Source organism: Methylobacterium sp. DB0501 (assembly GCF_011043735.1).
GTDB lineage: Bacteria > Pseudomonadota > Alphaproteobacteria > Rhizobiales > Beijerinckiaceae > Methylobacterium > Methylobacterium alsaeris.
Genome location: NZ_JAAKGV010000023.1, coordinates 21664 through 39119, shown reverse-complemented (window position 1 = coordinate 39119; position 17456 = coordinate 21664). Strand labels below are relative to the sequence as shown.

Annotated in this window: 18 protein-coding genes; 11 read left to right on the top strand and 7 right to left on the bottom strand. The window is 71.5% G+C overall.

Annotation, left to right across the window (positions count from 1 at the left end):
• Nucleotides 1-229: 229 nt before the first annotated feature.
• Nucleotides 230-1009 (top strand): DUF1499 domain-containing protein, encoded by a 780-nt coding sequence (locus G4G93_RS28075; RefSeq protein ID WP_165089406.1) that lies wholly within the window; start codon nt 230-232, stop codon nt 1007-1009.
• Between the two features lie 127 nt (nt 1010-1136).
• Here G4G93_RS28075 and G4G93_RS28070 read toward each other — a convergent pair whose 3' ends face one another.
• A complete protein-coding gene (locus G4G93_RS28070; protein ID WP_165089405.1) occupies nt 1137-2054 on the bottom strand; it encodes an MBL fold metallo-hydrolase in 918 nt (305 codons plus the stop codon).
• 521 nt (nt 2055-2575) lie between these two features.
• Nucleotides 2576-3556: a DUF2865 domain-containing protein gene (locus G4G93_RS28065; RefSeq protein WP_312892281.1), complete on the bottom strand. Its 981-nt coding sequence runs from the start codon at nt 3554-3556 to the stop codon at nt 2576-2578.
• Between the two features lie 242 nt (nt 3557-3798).
• Here G4G93_RS28065 and G4G93_RS28060 point away from each other — a divergent pair, with 242 nt between their 5' ends.
• A complete protein-coding gene (locus tag G4G93_RS28060; protein ID WP_165089402.1) occupies nt 3799-4140 on the top strand; it encodes a CsbD family protein in 342 nt (113 codons plus the stop codon).
• 202 nt (nt 4141-4342) lie between these two features.
• Here the strand turns inward: G4G93_RS28060 and G4G93_RS28055 are convergent, their stop codons facing one another.
• The gene (locus G4G93_RS28055; RefSeq protein ID WP_165089399.1) at nt 4343-5065 is read right to left on the bottom strand and encodes a sigma-70 family RNA polymerase sigma factor; all 723 of its coding nucleotides are present in this window, start codon (nt 5063-5065) and stop codon (nt 4343-4345) included.
• A gap of 352 nt (nt 5066-5417) precedes the next feature.
• Complete coding sequence (locus G4G93_RS28050) at nt 5418-5690, bottom strand: hypothetical protein (protein WP_312892280.1); 273 nt, start codon at nt 5688-5690, stop codon at nt 5418-5420.
• 322 nt (nt 5691-6012) lie between these two features.
• On the opposite strand from G4G93_RS28050, the gene pstS reads away from it, so the two are divergent.
• The 6 genes from pstS (at nt 6013) to phoB (ending at nt 11579) form a co-directional block, all read left to right on the top strand.
• The gene (gene pstS, locus G4G93_RS28045) at nt 6013-7050 is read left to right on the top strand and encodes a phosphate ABC transporter substrate-binding protein PstS (RefSeq protein WP_165089397.1); all 1038 of its coding nucleotides are present in this window, start codon (nt 6013-6015) and stop codon (nt 7048-7050) included.
• A 191-nt stretch (nt 7051-7241) separates the two neighbouring features.
• Nucleotides 7242-8216 (top strand): phosphate ABC transporter permease subunit PstC, encoded by a 975-nt coding sequence (pstC, locus tag G4G93_RS28040; RefSeq protein ID WP_165089394.1) that lies wholly within the window; start codon nt 7242-7244, stop codon nt 8214-8216.
• Nucleotides 8217-8243: 27 nt separating this feature from the next.
• Complete coding sequence (pstA, locus tag G4G93_RS28035) at nt 8244-9167, top strand: phosphate ABC transporter permease PstA (RefSeq protein WP_165089392.1); 924 nt, start codon at nt 8244-8246, stop codon at nt 9165-9167.
• A gap of 25 nt (nt 9168-9192) precedes the next feature.
• Entirely contained in the window at nt 9193-10005 is an 813-nt protein-coding gene (gene pstB / locus G4G93_RS28030) for a phosphate ABC transporter ATP-binding protein PstB (protein ID WP_165089389.1), read from the top strand.
• 82 nt (nt 10006-10087) lie between these two features.
• Nucleotides 10088-10807 (top strand): phosphate signaling complex protein PhoU, encoded by a 720-nt coding sequence (phoU, locus tag G4G93_RS28025; RefSeq protein ID WP_165089386.1) that lies wholly within the window; start codon nt 10088-10090, stop codon nt 10805-10807.
• Nucleotides 10808-10877: 70 nt separating this feature from the next.
• Nucleotides 10878-11579: a phosphate regulon transcriptional regulator PhoB gene (gene phoB, locus G4G93_RS28020; protein ID WP_165089383.1), complete on the top strand. Its 702-nt coding sequence runs from the start codon at nt 10878-10880 to the stop codon at nt 11577-11579.
• Between the two features lie 304 nt (nt 11580-11883).
• Here phoB and G4G93_RS28015 read toward each other — a convergent pair whose 3' ends face one another.
• Nucleotides 11884-12411 carry a GcrA family cell cycle regulator gene (locus G4G93_RS28015; protein WP_165089380.1) on the bottom strand — a complete coding sequence of 176 codons (528 nt, stop codon included), beginning with the start codon at nt 12409-12411 and terminating at the stop codon, nt 11884-11886.
• 539 nt (nt 12412-12950) lie between these two features.
• On the opposite strand from G4G93_RS28015, the gene G4G93_RS28010 reads away from it, so the two are divergent.
• Nucleotides 12951-13814, top strand: a complete 864-nt coding sequence (locus tag G4G93_RS28010; protein ID WP_165089378.1) for a cell envelope integrity EipB family protein — start codon at nt 12951-12953, stop codon at nt 13812-13814.
• Between the two features lie 22 nt (nt 13815-13836).
• On the opposite strand, the gene G4G93_RS28005 is transcribed toward G4G93_RS28010, so the two are convergent.
• A complete protein-coding gene (locus G4G93_RS28005) occupies nt 13837-15243 on the bottom strand; it encodes a DNA polymerase IV (RefSeq protein WP_395409907.1) in 1407 nt (468 codons plus the stop codon).
• Nucleotides 15240-15524 (bottom strand): DUF3572 domain-containing protein, encoded by a 285-nt coding sequence (locus G4G93_RS28000; protein WP_312892279.1) that lies wholly within the window; start codon nt 15522-15524, stop codon nt 15240-15242. Before G4G93_RS28000 ends, G4G93_RS28005 begins: the two co-directional genes overlap by 4 nt.
• Nucleotides 15525-15660: 136 nt before the next feature.
• Between G4G93_RS28000 and G4G93_RS27995 the strand changes: the two genes are divergently transcribed.
• Entirely contained in the window at nt 15661-16041 is a 381-nt protein-coding gene (locus tag G4G93_RS27995; RefSeq protein ID WP_139039529.1) for a response regulator, read from the top strand.
• A 53-nt stretch (nt 16042-16094) separates the two neighbouring features.
• Complete coding sequence (locus tag G4G93_RS27990; protein ID WP_165089372.1) at nt 16095-17456, top strand: PleD family two-component system response regulator; 1362 nt, start codon at nt 16095-16097, stop codon at nt 17454-17456.

Sequence of the window (17456 nt, the reverse complement as noted above, 5' to 3'; positions counted from 1 at the left end):
CCTGACGCCGTCTAGAGCAAGTCGCGGGGTTTGGGAAACGGCGTCGATCGCGCGGGTGCCCTGCATCCCGCAGCACCGCGATTCGCCGGTTCACCGTGGCGGGCGCCCGGTAGCGCCGGCGGGCGCGGGGCGATACATCGGAACTTCCAAGGCCGCCCGTCCCGGCGCGGCCGCGACCCGACGGATTCATGCGCCGCCAGCCCCGGATCTCCGCCCCGATCGTCATCCCATGCGCCGCCTGATCGTCGAGGAACCCGTCACCCGGGCGGCGCCCTGGGCCCTGCGCCTCGCCTGGTTCGCCCTCGCGGTGGTCGGGATCGCCCTCCTGCTGGTGCGCGACCCGCGGGCGGAGACCGACGCGGCGCTGGCCGTCCTCGGCTCCGGGGTCGGGGTCGCGGTACTGGCGGTGCTGCTCGCCCTGGCGGCCTTCGTGCGGATCTGGCGCGAGGGCGCCCGCGGCCTCGGCGTCGCGGTCGGCGGCCTGCTGCTCGCCGTCCTGGTGCTGGCCTACCCGGCCTACATGACGGTGCGCGGCCTCATGCTGCCGCCGCTCACCGACGTCTCGACCGACGTCGAGACCCCGCCGGCCTTCTCGCGCTCCCGCGCCGCCTGGGAGGCCCGCGGCTGGCGGATGCCGCGCGAGTCCGGTCCCGCTGCCCGGTCCCTGCAGCGCGAGGCCTACCCGCAGATCGCGCCGCTCACCCTCGATCTCGGCCCCGACGAGGCCTTCGCCCTCGCCATGAAGGCGGCGCAGAACCGCAAGTGGCAGGTTGTGGAATCCTACAGGCCCGGCGGCCGGGCCGGGAACGGCCGCATCGAGGCGGTGGTGCGCTCGCGCCTGCTCGGCCTGCCCTACGACGTCACGGTGCGGCTGCACCCGCGGGCCGACGGCACCCGGATCGACGTGCGCTCCGCCACCCGCTTCGGCGACCGCGATTTCGGGCAGAATGCGGATCACATCCGCGCCTATCTCGACGAGATCGGCAACCTGGCGCTGGCGGTGAAGTAGAGCCGATATCAAGAGCCTGTTTGATTCGACCCCACAGGGATGACAACCTGGATGTCATTCCGAGGCCGCGCAGCGGAGCCCGGGACGACGCGAAGGGTGTCGTCAGAGCCGAAAGCCAAACGTGCCGTCAGGCCGCCCGGTATTCCGCATCGAGCGCCGGCAGTCCGTCCGTGACCACCCGCCCGCGCTCCACCAGATCCTCCAGGTGCGCGAAGACCGAGAGCGCCGCGGCGGGACGCAGCATCGGGTCGAGGCCGGAATAGAGCGCGGCGACGAGGCCCGGGATGGTGCGCTCGCCGGTGCGCAGCCGCTCCAGGATGCCGGCCTCGCGGGCGCGGCGATGGCTCAGGAGGCCGCGCACGAAGCGCTGCGGCTCGCGCACCGGGCCGCCATGGCCGGGCCAGTACACAGCCTCGGACCGGCCGCGCAGGCGGTCCAGGGAGGCCATGTAGGGACCCATCGCCCCGTCCGGCGGGGCCACGATGCTGGTCGACCAGGCCATGACGTGGTCGCCCGAGAACAGGGCGTTCTCCTCCGCGAAGGCGAAGGCGAGATGGTTCATGGTGTGGCCGGGGGTGGCCAGCGCCGTCAGGGTCCAGCCCGGGCCGGCGACGCTCTCGCCGTCGGCCAGTTCCCGGTCCGGCCGGTGGTCGGCATCGCCCGCCGCGTCGAGCCGGCCCTGCTCGGCCCCGCGCACCGCGCGGGCGGGCCGGTGCGGGCCGCAGCCGACGATCCTTGCGCCGGTCGCGGCGCTCAGCGGCCGGGCGCCGGGCGAGTGGTCGCGGTGGGTGTGGGTGACGAGGACCGCCTCGATGCTCTCGCCGTCGAGGGCGGCGAGGAGCGCCGCCCGGTGCTCCGGATGGTCCGGCCCGGGATCGATCACCGCGACGCGGCCGTGCCCGACGATGTAGGTGCAGGTGCCGCTCTGGGTGAAGGGCCCGGCATTCGGGCAGACCAGCCGCCGGACCAGGGGCGAGACCGCCTCGACCCGGCCGCTCGCCGGGGCCTCGCGCAGGAAGACCGGCGCCGCCTCAGATTCGCTCAACCGACCGGCCTCCCGACGGGATGAAAAGACCCGTCCGGGTTAACGGCCGGGCTCCGCCCTGTCGAGGCCCGGCTCACGCCCTTTCCGGTCGATCGCTTCGCGATGCGGAAAGCGGCTCCGCTCGAGCGTGTGGAGCAAGGCTCCGCCGTCGCGGGCTGGCGAGGCACTCTCCGGAAGAGCTCTTCCGGAGGGAATCTCACCCCGCCATGAAGGCCCAGGCCAGCAACCCTGCGAAGAACAGCCCCGAACTCACGAAGACGGCCACGACTTCGCGATAGGGCAGCAGACGATTCTCGAGCGCGGGCGACATGGCGGGCGACAGTATGTGAGGGGGATCCGGGCGAGGGCCGGGAACGCGGTCAGTTTCGTCACGCCGGCCTGTGAATCGCAAGCGCCGCGAGCGCGCAAGGTAGTGGAAGGCCGCCCCTGTCTCCGGTCCGCAACAGACCGGTGCAGGAGGTCGATCAAGGAGGCCGGTCGATCAAGGAGGCCGGTCGATTGAGGCACCGCTCGGGGCCGGATCAACGGAACGGGGAGGGCGACACCGTCCGGACCGGCAGGAAGCCCGCCTCGCTGGCGACCTCGACGAAGCCTCCGGCATGCGCGGCGTAGCGCAGGCGGCCGGATTCTCGGCTCTGTGCTGCCAGGGACCGGCGGAACTCGGTCCGGGCGCGCTCCAGGCGCGTCACGTCGAGGGTGCGGTCGAGCTCGCGCCTCGCATCCGAGGACAGCACCGTCGCGCGGCGGAAATCGACGAAGCGGGCCGCGCCGGCGCGGTCGCGGCCGGTGAAGACCTGCCCGCCGGACCCGTCCGCCACCGCGTCGCCGGGCTGCAGGGTCGCGTCGTGCAGCAGCAGGCGGGAGTATCCGCCCTTGCCCGGGTTGCACGAGCAGCCCGGGGCCACCTTCGTCCGGTAGGCGAAAGCCGCCGCGAGGCTGCGATAGGGCCGGCCCTCGGGGCCGACCGCCCGGTCGAGCTCCTGGCCCGCCCGCACCGTGTAGAGGGCGGTCTCCGCCCCCGGGCAGGCGGCGGCGCAGGCCTGCGCATGAGCGCGCGGGGCGCCGCGCCCGTCGATGTTGCCCAGGGGGAACAGGTAACCGTCGCAGGTGCGCACGCAGACCGTGCGGCCGTGGCGGCCGGCCAAGGCGGCGGGCTCGCGGACCGCCCGGTCGGCCGCGGGGCTCGCCGGGGCGGCGTGCGGGCGCGGGGCCGGGTCGCGCCAGCGCGGCCGCTCGATCGCGGCCGTCGCCGGCCGGCTGGTCCAGCGCACCCGCCGCTCGCGCAACCCGGGCTCCGGCCGCGGCGGCCGCGCCGGCAGGCCGAGGCTGCGCGGCAGATCGCCGAGCACGAAATCGAGCACCCCGGCGTCGTCCGCCGCCTGCACCAGGGTGGTGCCGGCGCCCACGCTCCCGACGCCGAGCAGTGCCCCCAGCGCCAGCGTGCGGACGAGAGCGCGCGTCCGGGCGCGTCCGGGCGGGATCGCGGTCGAGGGGAAGTTCACGAGGTGCCTCACCAAAGGTCAAGGCCAGTTAACGGTTCGCCGCGGACTCGTGCAACTGCGGAAAAGCGCGGAGATAACAGATTCATGACTCGTCACCGGCCGGGGGGCGATCCGGCGTCCGCGCACCCTGCATGTCGCCCCCGCACCATCCGCACGGCGGGTCGGAGCCCTTTTTGCCGGCCCGCGCGTTGAGGCGGAACAGGGCGGCCGCGTCCGGACGGGCCGCCGGCAAGGAGATCGCGATGGATTCCGACCGAATCATCGGCGCCGGCAAGGAGCTCGGCGGCAAGGTGCAGCAGCGGCTGGGCGAGTGGACGGGCGAGACCGGCACCCAGGCGCAGGGCCTCGCCGACCAGGCGGCGGGGGTGGCCCGCAACGTCTACGGCCAGGCCAAGGACGCGGTGCGCGACCTCGCCGATGCCGCGCCGGATTACGCCGACACGGCCCGCGAGACCGGTCGCCAATATTACGAGCGCGGCAACCGCGCCGTCGCCCGCCAGGTCGGCGACCAGCACCTCGCCGCCCTGCTGGTCGCGGGCGGGATCGGCTACCTGTTCGGCTGGCTGATCCACGGCCGGCACTGAGCGCAGCGCGGAGCGCCCGCGGGTCAGCCCGCGGGCGTCGAGCCGGGCGTGATGCCGGGCGGAGGCGCGCCGTCGTCGGCGGCCATCGTCCGGGGGACGAGGCCGTTCCATCGGCCGAACCCGTGTCCCCTGCGTCACTCCGGGCGCCGCGCCGCGGCCCCGGATCGGTCGGGCGGGTATCAATGCCGGCGGAACGGGCCGCTCAGACGCCCTCGCCCATGGCCGACTGCATCATGCGGTCGCCGGTGAGGTCGTCGTCGCCGTAGCCGAGAAGCTCTGCCAGGCGGTTGCGGGCGCGGTTGACGCGGCTCTTGATCGTGCCGATCGCCACCCCGCAGATGCCCGCCACCTCCTCGTAGGACAGGCCCTCGGCGCCGACGAGGATCAGCGCCTCGCGCTGGTCCGGCGGCAGCTTGGCGAGGCCGGCGCGCAGGTCCTGCACGTCGAGGCGGTGGCCCTGGTCGGGGGCGGTGAAGAGGCGCGCGGCGTAGGAGCCGTCCTCGTCCTGGACCTCGCGCATCCGCTTGCGCTGCTCGGAATAGAAGGCGTTGCGCAGGATGGTGAACAGCCAGGCGTTCAGGTTGGTGCCGGGCTGGAAGCGGTGCTGGTTCTGCCAGGCGCGCAGGATCGTGTCCTGCACGAGGTCGTCGGCCCGGGCGGCGTTGTTGGTGAGCGAGAGCGCGAAGGCGCGCAAGGAGGAGAGGGCGGCCAGCATGCCCTCGCGGAATTCCGGCTCGACCGCGCGCCCTTGCGCCGCGAGCGCCGCCTCGAGCTTCTCGATCAGTGCGAGGAAGATCTCCGGGGTCGCCGCGGTCTCGAGGGGGGCGTAGGCCGCGCGCAGCTGGCGGCCGAGATGAACCTGGACGGTCGGGGGCAGGCCGGGCTTGGTGTCGGTGCTGAGGATGGGATTGTCGGTGGACGCCATGCGACTCTCACGTTCTGAAGCGGGGGAGGGCGGCGGCCGCCGGGACGCTATCTGCGGGGCCGCGCGAGTGGGTACTCCGCCGGAGCTTCTTCAGGAGGGAAACTGGGGCGCGCCGCGGATCTGTCGACGCGCGCTTCGCCGCGGGCGGCTCAGCAGCGCCGCATCCGGTCCTGCATGGCACCCTCGACCGTCCCCGTCTCGCGCTGCATCGTCACCGCTCCCGTCGCTTCGCAGGCCGCGCGAACGCGGCCGCGCCCGGACCGGCGGCCCGGGTCGCGGGGGCAACGGTTTCGTACTGCCGAGGTTCCGGGCGATATCGAGGAACGTCGATGGCGTGGACCGTGCCCGGACCCTACCAGGTCCGGGCGCCCGGCTGGCTGCGATACTCGGCGGCGCGGATGCGGGTCATGATGCGGTCGAGCTCGGCCAGCAGGGCGGCCTCCTCGGCCTGGGCGGCGCCGGCGCCCGGCTCGTCGAGGTAGAGGCGTTCCTGCCCGGCGCGGGCGAGGCGCTGCTCCAGGGACGCCCGCTCGGCGTGGAGCGCCATCAGCTCCCGACGTTCCGGATCGTCCTCGGAGCGGGCCGCGTCCGGATGCCCGTCGGTCGTCGTGTCGAGGTTGTGCACGGGCCTGTGTCCTGTCGCCGTCATCCCGGGTAAGCTGTCCGGGGCTGTCCCCATCGATTCTCGTCCCCTCAACGCGCGAGGAGGCCGAACCGTCGCATCCGGACGGTCCCTGTCATCCCAGTGTCATGGGATCGTCATAGGGCCGGCGTCGCACGAGGCTTATCCCTCGCGCCGCCGCGGGGGGCCCGGCAACGATCGGGACACGATCCGGCGCAGTCCGGGGAGACCGGTCACGTCCCCACCGGCAGTCGACGCGCAAGGCGCGGGGTACCGAACCCGGTCCCCGCACCGTGCCGGACCGATCCGAACACGGAGATACTCAGTGAAGCCCTTCTCCTACGCGCTCGCCATCGGGCTCGCGACCGCCCAGATCGCCACCTCTGCGCTGGCCCTCGACATCACCGGCGCCGGCGCCACCTTCCCGTTCCCGGTCTACTCGAAGTGGGCCGAGGCCTACCGCAAGGAGACCGGCAACGGCCTCAACTACCAGTCGATCGGCTCGGGCGGCGGCATCAAGCAGATCCAGGCCAAGACGGTCGATTTCGGCGCCACCGACGCGCCGCTGAAGGGCGAGACCCTGACCAAGGACGGCCTGGTCCAGTTCCCGACCGTGATGGGCGGCGTCGTCCCGGTGGTGAACATCGCCGGCGTCAAGTCCGGCGAGGTCAAGCTGACCGGCGAGGTGCTGGCCGAGATCTACCAGGGCAAGATCAAGAAGTGGTCGGACCCGAAGATCGCCAAGCTCAATGAGGGCGTGAAGCTCCCCGACGCGCCGATCACCCCGGTCTACCGGTCGGACGCCTCCGGCACCACCAACATCTTCACCACCTACCTGTCGGACGTGTCGCCGGCCTGGAAGTCCGAGTTCGGCGCCTCGACCACGGTCAGCTGGCCGGCCGGCCAGGGCGGCAAGGGCAACGAGGGCGTCACGGCCGTCGTCAAGCAGGTCCCGAACGCCATCGGCTACGTCGAGTACGCCTACGCCAAGCAGAACAACCTGCCGGTCGCGCTGATCCAGAACAAGGACGGCCAGTACCCGATGCCGGGCGACGAGTCGTTCCAGGCCGCCGCCGCCAATGCCGACTGGAAGGCCGCCCCGGGCTTCGGCATCTCGCTGACCAACCAGCCCGGGCCGAAGGCCTGGCCGATCACCGCCGCGACCTTCATCCTGGTCCACAAGAACCCGGCCGATGCGGCCCGCACCGCCGAGGTGCTGAAGTTCTTCCGCTGGGCCTACAAGAACGGCGACAAGATGGCCACCGACCTCGACTACGTGCCGCTGCCCGACAAGGTCGTGACCCAGGTCGAGGACGAGTGGAAGACCGTGACGAAGGACGGCAAGCCCGTCCTCAGCAACTGAGACCCCGGCATCGAGCCTGAAACCCGGGAGGGCCGGACCGGTCCCGCCCTCCCACCTTCGCCGGCCCGATCCTGCGCCCGCGCGGCGCTTGCGCGACGCCGAGATCCCGCCGCCGGCCGGCCGCCGGATCGCGTCCGACTCGCCTCGATCCGCCGAGCGCGCTAAGGCCGCTCACTCCAAGGGAAACCCGGATGGTCGCGTTGTCTGAGAACGTTGCTTTGGCGGCGAGAGTCGCCGTCGCCCGCCGCAGCCCCAGCCCCGTGGGCGACCGGATCTTCCGCGTCGCCGCCCTCGCCTCGGCGCTGCTGGTGCTCGCGGTGCTCGCCGGCATCCTGGCCTCGATCGCCTATGGCGGCTGGCCCGCCTTCCGGGAATTCGGCCCCGGCTTCCTGACCTCGAGCGCCTGGAACGTCGGCCGCGAGCAGTACGGCGCGCTCGTCGCCATCATCGGCACCCTGGTCTCGGCGCTGCTCGCCCTCGTCATCGGCGTGCCGATCTCGCTCGGCATCGCGATCTACCTGACCCAGCTCTGCCCCGGCTGGGCCCGCCGCCCGGTCGCCATGACGATCGAGCTGCTCGCCGCCGTGCCGAGCATCATCTACGGCATGTGGGGCCTGTTCGTGTTCGCGCCGCTCTTCGCGCGCTTCGTGCAGATCCCAGTCTCGAACCTGGTCGAGGGGATGCCGATCGTCGGCACCCTGTTCTACGCCCAGGTGCCGTCCGGCGTCGGCGTGCTCACCGCCGGCATCATCCTGGCGATCATGATCGTGCCCTTCGTCGCCTCGATCACCCGCGACATGCTCGACCAGATCCCGACGGTGCTGCGCGAGAGCGCCTACGGCATCGGCTGCACCACCTGGGAGGTCGTGCGCCACGTCCTGATCCCGCAGGCCTCGGTCTCGATCATCGGGGCGATCATGCTGGGCCTCGGCCGGGCGCTCGGCGAGACGATGGCGGTCACCTTCGTGATCGGCAACGCCAACCGCCTCTCGCCCTCGATCTTCGATCCGGGCTCGACCATCGCCTCGCGCATCGCCAACGAGTTCAACGAGGCCGACGGCATGCAGCTCCACGCCCTGATGGCGCTCGGCTGCATCCTGTTCGTCGTCACCTTCATCGTGCTCATCATCGCCCGGCTGCTGGTGCGCCGCGCGAAGGTGGCCTGACCCCCGTAGCCCGCAGGACGCTTCCCGATGAACGCCTCCCCCGCCGCGGTCGCAGGCTCCACCCCGACCGCCCCCGCACGGTCTCCGTCCTCCCCGCCCGCTTGGGGCCGGGTCCGCGCGGGCCGCCGTTCCGCCGACAAGCTCCTGATCGTCGCCTGCACGGGGGCCACCGTGCTCGGCGCGGTGGTGCTCGGCTCGATCCTGCTCATGTTGATCATCCAGGGCGTGCAGGGCTTCTCGCCGGCCCTGTTCACCCAGGTCACGCCCGGCCCCGGCTCCGTGGGCGGCGGCATCGCCAACGCGATCCTCGGCAGCCTGGTGATGACGGCCCTCGGCATCGTGGTGGCCACCCCGGTCGGCGTGCTCGCCGGCACCTACCTCGCCGAGTACGGCCGCACCTCGCACCTCGCCAACCTGATCCGCTTCCTCAACGACATCCTGCTCTCGGCACCCTCGATCCTGATCGGCCTGTTCGTCTACACCCTGATGGTGCGGCCGATGGGCGGCTATTCGGGCTGGGCCGGCGGCGTCGCGCTCGCCATCATCGCCACCCCGGTGATCGTGCGCACCACCGAGGACATGCTGCGCCTGGTGCCCGGCACCCTGCGCGAGGCCGGCGCGGCCCTCGGCGCGCCGCTGTCGATCGTCATCCGCAGCGTGACCTGGCGGGCGGCACAATCCGGCATCGTCACCGGCGTGCTCCTGGCGCTGGCCCGCATCGCCGGCGAGACCGCGCCTTTGCTCTTCACCGCGCTCAACAACAATTCCTGGTTCAGCCCCGACCTGATGGGCGGCGTCGCGAACCTGCCGGTGATGATCTACCAGTTCGCGCTCTCGCCCTACGACAACTGGCGCCAGCTGGCCTGGGCCGGCGCGCTCCTCATCACCGTCACCATCCTGGGCCTGTCGATCGTGGCCCGCCTCGTCCTGAGCGGCCCGAAGGGGCGCTGACCGCAACCGAGCCCGGAGAACACCGATGAGCGCCACCGCCACCGCCGTGCCGGTCGTGGGCCAGAGCACGGCCGACGAGGCCGCCGCGATCCGCCTCGCCGTCAAGGATCTCAACTTCTACTACGGCGACTTCAAGGGCCTGAAGAACATCAACCTCAACTTCCTCGACCGCCAGGTCACGGCGCTGATCGGGCCGTCGGGCTGCGGCAAGTCGACGTTGTTGCGCACCTTCAACCGGATCTACAGCCTCTATCCGGAGCAGCGCGCGGAAGGCGAGATCCTGCTCGACGGCCGCAACATCCTGGACCCCTCGATCGACCTCAACGAGCTGCGCGCCCGGGTCGGCATGGTGTTCCAGAAGCCGACCCCGTTCCCGATGTCGATCTACGACAACATCGCCTTCGGCATCCGGCTCTACGAGCGCCTCGGCAAGGCCGACCTCGACATCCGCGTCGAGGAGGCCCTGCGCAAGGCCGCCCTGTGGGACGAGGTGAAGGACAAGCTCAAGCAATCCGGCATGGGCCTGTCGGGCGGCCAGCAGCAGCGCCTCTGCATCGCCCGCACGGTGGCGCAGCGCCCGGAGGTGATCCTGTTCGACGAGCCGACCTCGGCCCTCGACCCGATCTCGACCGGCCGCATCGAGGAGCTGATCGAGCAGCTGCGGACCGAGTTCACCATCGCCATCGTCACCCACAACATGCAGCAGGCGGCCCGCATCTCGCAGTTCACCGCCTTCATGTATCTCGGCGAGCTGGTCGAGTTCGGGCCGACCAACCGGCTGTTCATGAACCCGTCGAAGCGCCAGACCCAGGACTACATCACCGGCCGCTTCGGCTGAAGCCTGACGCGACCATCTGCCGGCCCGGCCTGCCGGGCCGGCGAACGCCTACGCTCCACCTCCGCGCGAGGAGCCAGATCCCATGTCGAGCCACATCGTCACGTCCTACGACCAGGAGTTGCAGAACCTGCGGCGCAGCATCTCCGAGATGGGCGGCATCGCCGAGAAGATGGTGGCCGATTCCGGCCAGGCGCTGCTGCGCCGCGATGCCGGCCTCGCCCAGGCGGTGATCGCCGTCGACCAGCGCCTCGACGGATTGCAGCGCGAGATCGAGGAGAAGGCGATCCTGCTGATCGCCCGCCGCCAGCCGATGGCGATCGACCTGCGCGAGACGATCTCGGCGATCCGCGTCTCGGGCGACCTCGAGCGCATCGGCGACCTCGCCAAGAACGTCGCCAAGCGCGTCGTCGCGATCAGCGATCAGGTCCAGCTGCAGAAGATCGTCGTCGGCGTGGAGCATATGAACGAGCTGGTCCAGGAGCAGCTCAAGGACGTGCTCGACGCCTACGCCACGCAGGACACCGTCGCGGCCCTCGACGTCTGGGCCCGGGACGGCGCCATCGACGCGCTCTACACCTCGCTGTTCCGCGAGCTCCTGACCTACATGATGGAGGATCCGCGCAACATCACGTTCTGCACGCACCTCCTGTTCTGCGCCAAGAACGTCGAGCGCATCGGCGACCACACCACCAACATCGCCGAGACGATCCACTACCTCGCCACCGGCGAGACCCTGCCGACCGAGCGTCCGAAGAACGACCGGTCGAGCTTCGCCACCCTCGACACCCCGCCCGAGGCCTGAGGGCCGATGCCCGTCCGGGCTCGGGCCCGGCGGGCTCTCACCTCCGCGGCCCCCGCCTGAAGTGCCCCCGATGAGTACCCGCATCCTGATCGTCGAGGACGAGGAAGCCCTCACCCTCCTCCTGCGCTACAACCTCGAGGCCGAGGGCTTCGAGGTCGACGCCGTCGCCCGGGGCGACGAGGCGGACATCCGCCTGCGCGAGCAGGTGCCCGACCTCGTCCTCCTCGACTGGATGATGCCCGGCCTGTCCGGCATCGAATTGTGCCGGCGCATCCGCGCCCGCCGCGAGACCGAGCGGCTGCCGGTCATCATGCTCACGGCGCGGGGCGAGGAGGGCGACCGGGTGCGGGGCCTCGCCACCGGCGCCGACGACTACATCGTCAAGCCGTTCTCGGTGCCGGAGCTGCTGGCGCGGGTGCGGGCGCTCCTGCGCCGCTCCAAGCCCGCCCACGTCGCAGACCTTCTGGTCGCCGGCGACATCGAGCTCGACCGGGTCAGCCATCGCGTCCGCCGCGACGGCCGCGAGCTGCATCTCGGCCCGACCGAGTTCAAGCTGCTCGAATTCCTGATGCAGAGCCCCGGGCGGGTCTTCTCCCGCGAGCAGCTCCTCGACGGCGTCTGGGGCCACGACGTCTACATCGACGAGCGCACCGTCGACGTGCATATCGGCCGCCTGCGCAAGGCGATCAACCGCGGCCGCGACAGCGACCCGATCCGCACCGTGCGCGGTTCGGGCTATTCCTTCGACGAGATGTTCGCGCCGGACGCGTGAGGCGGCGGAACTCGGCCCTCAGACCCGACCCCTCCATCGGCATTCCGAAGTCTCGGCTGCGCCGAGCCTCAAGACGAGGGAGAGGGCCGGCGGCGTCGCCGCGAGGCGACCGGCCCGCCATGCGAAATCCGACTGATGGCTCGGCGATCGCCGCGCAATCGCGTTCGCGATGCGGTTTTCGGCTTCGCTCGGACGCCCGGGCTCCGCGCAGATGCGACCGCCGCTACCGGACAGGAATCGTTAGGATTTGAGCGATATCGTCCATCCATCGAAAGCGGCTCGACGCCGCTTTCGGGGCGTGACGCTATCGGAACCCGACGACCTTCCGGTCGCGCTTGCGCTCGGCCGCGGGCTGGTAGGCGATGCGGCTGTGGTGGGTGCAATAGGGCAGGCCGGTGATCGCGCGGTCACCGCAGAAACGGAAATCCGGCGTCGACGGGTCGCCCATCGGCCAGCGGCACATGAAGTCCCGCAGCTCCATGATGGTGACGCGGGCGCTCTCCGGCAGGGCGATCGTGTCGGCGGTCGGGCCGGTCTGAGACGGGACCAGGGCCAGGGCCGGCGGCGCGGGCGCCAGCATGGACGGGCTCTCGGCGAGAGAGGCGCCCGGCGCATCGACCTCGCTCCGGGCACGGCGACCGGCAGGCGGCGCGGCGCCATTGGCCTTCAGGACCCGGCCGGCCAGGCCGAGGCGGTGGACCTTGCCGATGACCGCGTTGCGGGACACGCCGCCCATCTCGGCGGCGATCTGGCTGGCGCTCCGGCCGTCGCTCCACAGCCGCTTGAGAAGCTCGACACGCTCCTTTGTCCAGCCCGGGCCCGCATCCGTCATCGCCGCCTCCACTCCCCCGACATCACCCCTGGAAACGGCATACGGACGCGAGCGGTCCGCCGTTCGACCGCGCGTTCAGTCCGTCCGATCCTGCTGGTGATCGCCGCCACGCCTTGGGCCGTGGCGACGGGGTGAACCTACAGGACGGCCTAACACCCGCGCAAGAGTCAGGCTCCCGCCGAGTCGGTTTTTCCCCGCGGTGGAACGGTCGTCGAAGCCCGCCTTGGTTGTATCGACGATTGGTTCCACGGGCCGCCCGGCGATGCGAAAAATCGGAAAATATTCATATTTTTTAGCGTCTTGCCCTCAGGGCCCGGAGCCGTCGCCGCTCCGCGACGCCCGCCGTCCCCCACCTGAGGCCGCGCCCGGAGGTGGAGCAACTGCGGGTTGATCGTGCGGTGTTTGGACAAGCGTGGCCTTATCGCCACGGCCCGGTCGATCCCGGCGCCGGTGGCACGTTGCCGGGCGCCGGGGCGGGACCTATCTTGAGGCAGCCAACAGGGCCGACGCGACCACGGACGGCCGCCCCGGGAGACTTCATGCGACCCTTCCTCGCGTGCGTCCTGCTCGCGTTCTCGCCGCCCGCCCTGGCGGCCGAGGCCGTGCACCTCGCGCCCCATCGCGCCGTCTACGACTTGTCGCTGTCCGGCAGCTCCGGCACCCGCGCGGTCGAAGGCGCCCGCGGCCGGATCGTGTTCGATTTCTCCGGCGATTCCTGCAAGGGCTTCGCGCTGCAGTACCGGCAGGTGACGGTGCTGGAGAGCTCGGAGAGCGGCAGCCGCACCTCCGACCTGCGCAACACCACCTTCGAGAGCGGCGACGGGCGCAGCTTCCGCTTCCGCACCCAGTCCGACCTCAACGGCAAGGCCGCCGCGCCGGTCGACGGCAATGCCGAGCGTGGCGACAAGGGCGTCGACATCACCCTCAAGCAGCCCAAGCGCGGCGAGATGGCGGTGGCCGGGGAGGTGCTGTTTCCCGCCGCCCATATGCGGCGGCTGATCGAGGCGGCGCGGGCCGGGCAATCCACCGTCGCCGTCAAGGTGTTCGACGGCTCGGATGACGGCCGCAAGGTCTACGACACCCTGGCGGTGATCGGCCCGCAGCGCGCCGTCGCCACCCAGGCGGACAAGCCCGGGACCGACAAGCCGGACGCGCCCAAGCCCGCCGCCGTGCCGGCCGACGCGCCCTTGCGCCAGGGGCCGATGGCGACGATGCCCCACTGGCCGGTGACGCTGAGCTACTTCTCGCCGGGGGAGGGGGAGCGGACCCCGGTCTACGTCCTGGCCTTCGACCTCTACGAGAACGGCGTCAGCGGGGCGCTGCGCCTCGATTACGGCGAGTTCTCGCTCAAGGGCGAGCTGTCGCGCATCGACCTCACGCCCGAGAGCAAGGATTGCAAGTAGGCCGGGCAGGGGAGGGCGGCGGTCAGCGCGGGTCGCGTTTCGGCGGGCCTTTCCCCGCCGCTCCCGCCCCTGCCGCATCCTGGCTCGCTCGTCCCTCGCCCCGCGGCGCGAAGCCGAGCCCGCGCTGCACGGCGGCGGCGCCGAAGCGCTCGCGCAGGGACTCGATCGCCGCCGCCCGGCTGGCCTCGCGGACCGCCGAGACGTCGGCGAGGTCGCCCCGGTCGGCATGGGCCGCGTCGCACAGATCGCCGGCCCCGATCCCGATCAGCCGGTAGGCGGTGCCGTCGCAGGCCTCGCGCAGCAGCGCCTCGGCAGGGCGGAACAGCCGCTCAGCGACCTGCGTCGGGGCGAGGCCCGAGCGCGTGCGGGTGCGCAGGCGGAAATCCCGGTCCTTCAGCTTCAGCGTGACGCTTCCGGCGGCGAGCTCCCCCCGCTTCAGGCGCCGCGCCACCTTCTCGCAGAGCTGCCACAGCACCGGCCGCAGGGCCTCGAAGGCGCGCAGGTCCTCCGCGAAGGTGGTCTCGCCCGAGATGCTCTTCGTCTCGCGGGTCGGCTGCACCCGGCGCAGGTCCTCGCCGCGGGCGAGCGCGCGCAGGCGGGCGGCGTCACGCCCGAGGCCGGCCTGCAGCCGCTCCGGCGCCACCCGGCCGAGATCGCCGATCCGGTGGATGCCGAGGGAAGCGAGGCGCTCGGCCGCGGCCTGGCCGATGCCGGGCAGGATCCGCACCGGCCGCGGCGCCAGGAAGGCCTCGGCCTCGTTCCGGCCGATGATCGAGAAGCCGCGCGGCTTCTCGAGATCGGAGGCGATCTTGGCCAGGAACTTGTTGGGGGCGAGTCCGACCGAGACGGTGATGCCGACCTCCGCCTCGACCCGCCGGGCGAAGTGCGCCAGCGTCACGGCGGGCGAAGCCCCGTGCAGCCGCTCGGTGCCCGAGAGGTCGAGGAAGGCCTCGTCGATCGAGACCGGCTCGACGAGCGGCGTCAGGTCCTGCATCATCGCCCGCACCTGCCGGCCGACCCGGGCGTATTTCTCCATGTCGGGCCGCAGCACCACCGCGTCCGGGCACGCCTCGAGCGCGCGGTACATCGGCATCGCCGAGTGCACGCCGCGGATCCGCGCGATGTAGCAGGCGGTCGCCACCACCCCGCGCCTGCCCCCGCCGATGATCAGCGGCCGGTCGCGCAAGGACGGGTCGTCGCGCTTCTCGACGGCGGCGTAGAACGCGTCGCAATCGACGTGGGCGATGGCGAGCGCGTCGCGCTCCGGATGGACGAGCAGGCGCGGCGAACCGCAGGCCCGGCAACGCGGGGCACCGGCCCCGCCGCGCGACTCCGGCCCGGTGCAGGACTCGGGCCCGATGAGAGACTCGGGCCCGGCCGGCGAGGTCGCGCCGCAATCGCGGCAGAACCCGGCCTGCGTCGCGCTCACGCGCCGAACTCGTCCGGCTCGGGCGGTCCGAGGCGGCGCCAGGCCTGGGTGATCCGCTCCGGCGGCACGTCGAGGTCGCGCGCGCAGGCCACGAGCAGTTCCTCGTCCGCCACCACGTGGTCGAGGAGGCCGGCGATCAGCTCCGGGCCGTTCGCCGCCTGCCGCAGCGCATCCGGCGACAGGCCGGCGCTGTCCATGAACCGGAGCAATCGGCCCGGATCGCCGGTGACGTAGGCGAAGACGCGGGCCCCTAGGGCCTCCGCGGCGGATTCACTCAGCACTCCACCACGGGGATCGGACCCCCTGGCAAAACCGTCGGATTTGCGTTTCATCAACATGTGCCGCTTAACAGTGTTGCGGTTCCGGTTTGCTGCCGGGGTGTGACGCGGGCCGCTGGAGCGCCGGAGACAGTGAGCCATGACGAAGACGGTGCTCATCGTCGAGGACAACGAGCTGAACATGAAGCTTTTCAACGACCTGTTGGAAGCTCATGGCTACTCGACCCTCAAGACGGCCAACGGGATCGAGGCGATCGAGCTGGCGCGCCGGCATCGGCCGGACCTGATCCTGATGGACATTCAGCTCCCCGAGGTCTCGGGCCTCGAGGTCACTAAATGGCTCAAGGAGGACGACGAGCTCAAGAGCATCCCGGTGATCGCCATCACGGCCTTCGCCATGAAGGGTGACGAGGAGCGCATCCGCGAGGGAGGCTGCGAGGCCTACCTGTCGAAGCCCATCTCGGTCGCGAAGTTCCTCGCGACGGTCCGGACCTATGTCGGCGACGAGCGCAAAAGTTGATCGAGAGCGGATTCTGAAAGCGCTGATCCAGAGCTGAGAGGCCTGACTTTCCCATGTCGGCACGCGTCCTCATCGTCGACGACCTGTTTCCGAATATCAAGCTGCTCGAGACGAAGCTGACCATCGAGTATTTCGATGTCGTCTCGGCGATGAACGGGCCCGACGCACTCGCGGTGTGCGAGAAGGGCCTGTGCGACATCGTGCTGCTCGACGTGATGATGCCCGGCATGGACGGATTCGAGGTCTGCCGCCGAATCAAGTCGACGCCGACGACCGCCCACCTGCCGGTGGTGATGGTGACCGCTCTCGACCAGCCGGGCGACCGCCTGCGCGGTCTCGATGCGGGCGCCGACGATTTCCTCACCAAGCCGATCGACGACACCGCCCTGATGGCCCGGGTGCGCAGCCTGGTGCGCCTGAAGGCGGTGACCGACGAGCTGCGCAGCCGCGCCATGGCGTCCCGGGTCGGCGATCCCCTGGCGGCGGCCACCGCCGAGACCGGGCACAATGCCAACGTGCTCCTCGTCGAGGACCGCCGCGCCTCGGCCGAGCGGATGGCCGCGGCGCTCGGACAGTATCACTGCGTGGAGACCGTGGCCTCCCCGCAGGAGGCCCTGGAGCGGGTCAAGGCCGGCGATTTCGACGTGGTTCTGGTGAGCCTCGACCTGCAGGACCATGACGGCCTGCGCCTGTGCAGCCAGCTCCGCTCCCTCGACCGCACCCGCACCGTGCCGGTGGTGATGCTGGCCGATGCCGGCGACCGCACCCGGATCATGCGCGGCCTCGATCTCGGCGTGCACGATTACCTGGTCCGTCCGATCGACCGCAACGAGCTGGTCGCGCGGGTGCGCACGCAGGTGAAGCGCAAGCGGTTCTCGCATTCGTTGCGCGAATCGGTCCAGGCCTCGATGGACCTCGCCGTCACCGACGGGCTCACCGGCCTGCACAACCGGCGCTACCTGGACAGCTACCTCGCCGGGCTCTTCTCCGAGCCGTCCCTACGGGACCGCACGGTCGCGCTGCTGATCCTCGACATCGACCGCTTCAAGTCGATCAACGACCGCTTCGGCCACGATGCCGGCGACGAGGTGCTGAAGGAATTCGCCACCCGCATCCGCGCCCAAACCCGCGGCATCGACGTGGTGGCGCGCTACGGCGGCGAGGAGATCGTCGTGGTGGTGCCCGATACCGGGCTCGACGCCGCCCGCCAGGTCGCCGAGCGCATCCGCGAGCGGATCGAGGCGGCGAGCTTCCAGGTCCAGCGCGGGACCTGCGCCATCGACGTGACGGTCTCGATCGGCGTCGCCGCCCGCCAGCCCGGCGACGAGGCCGCCCTGATCCTCAAGCGCGCCGACCTCGCGCTCTACCGGGCCAAGCAGGACGGCCGGAACCGGGTGGTCGCCGCGGCGGCGTGA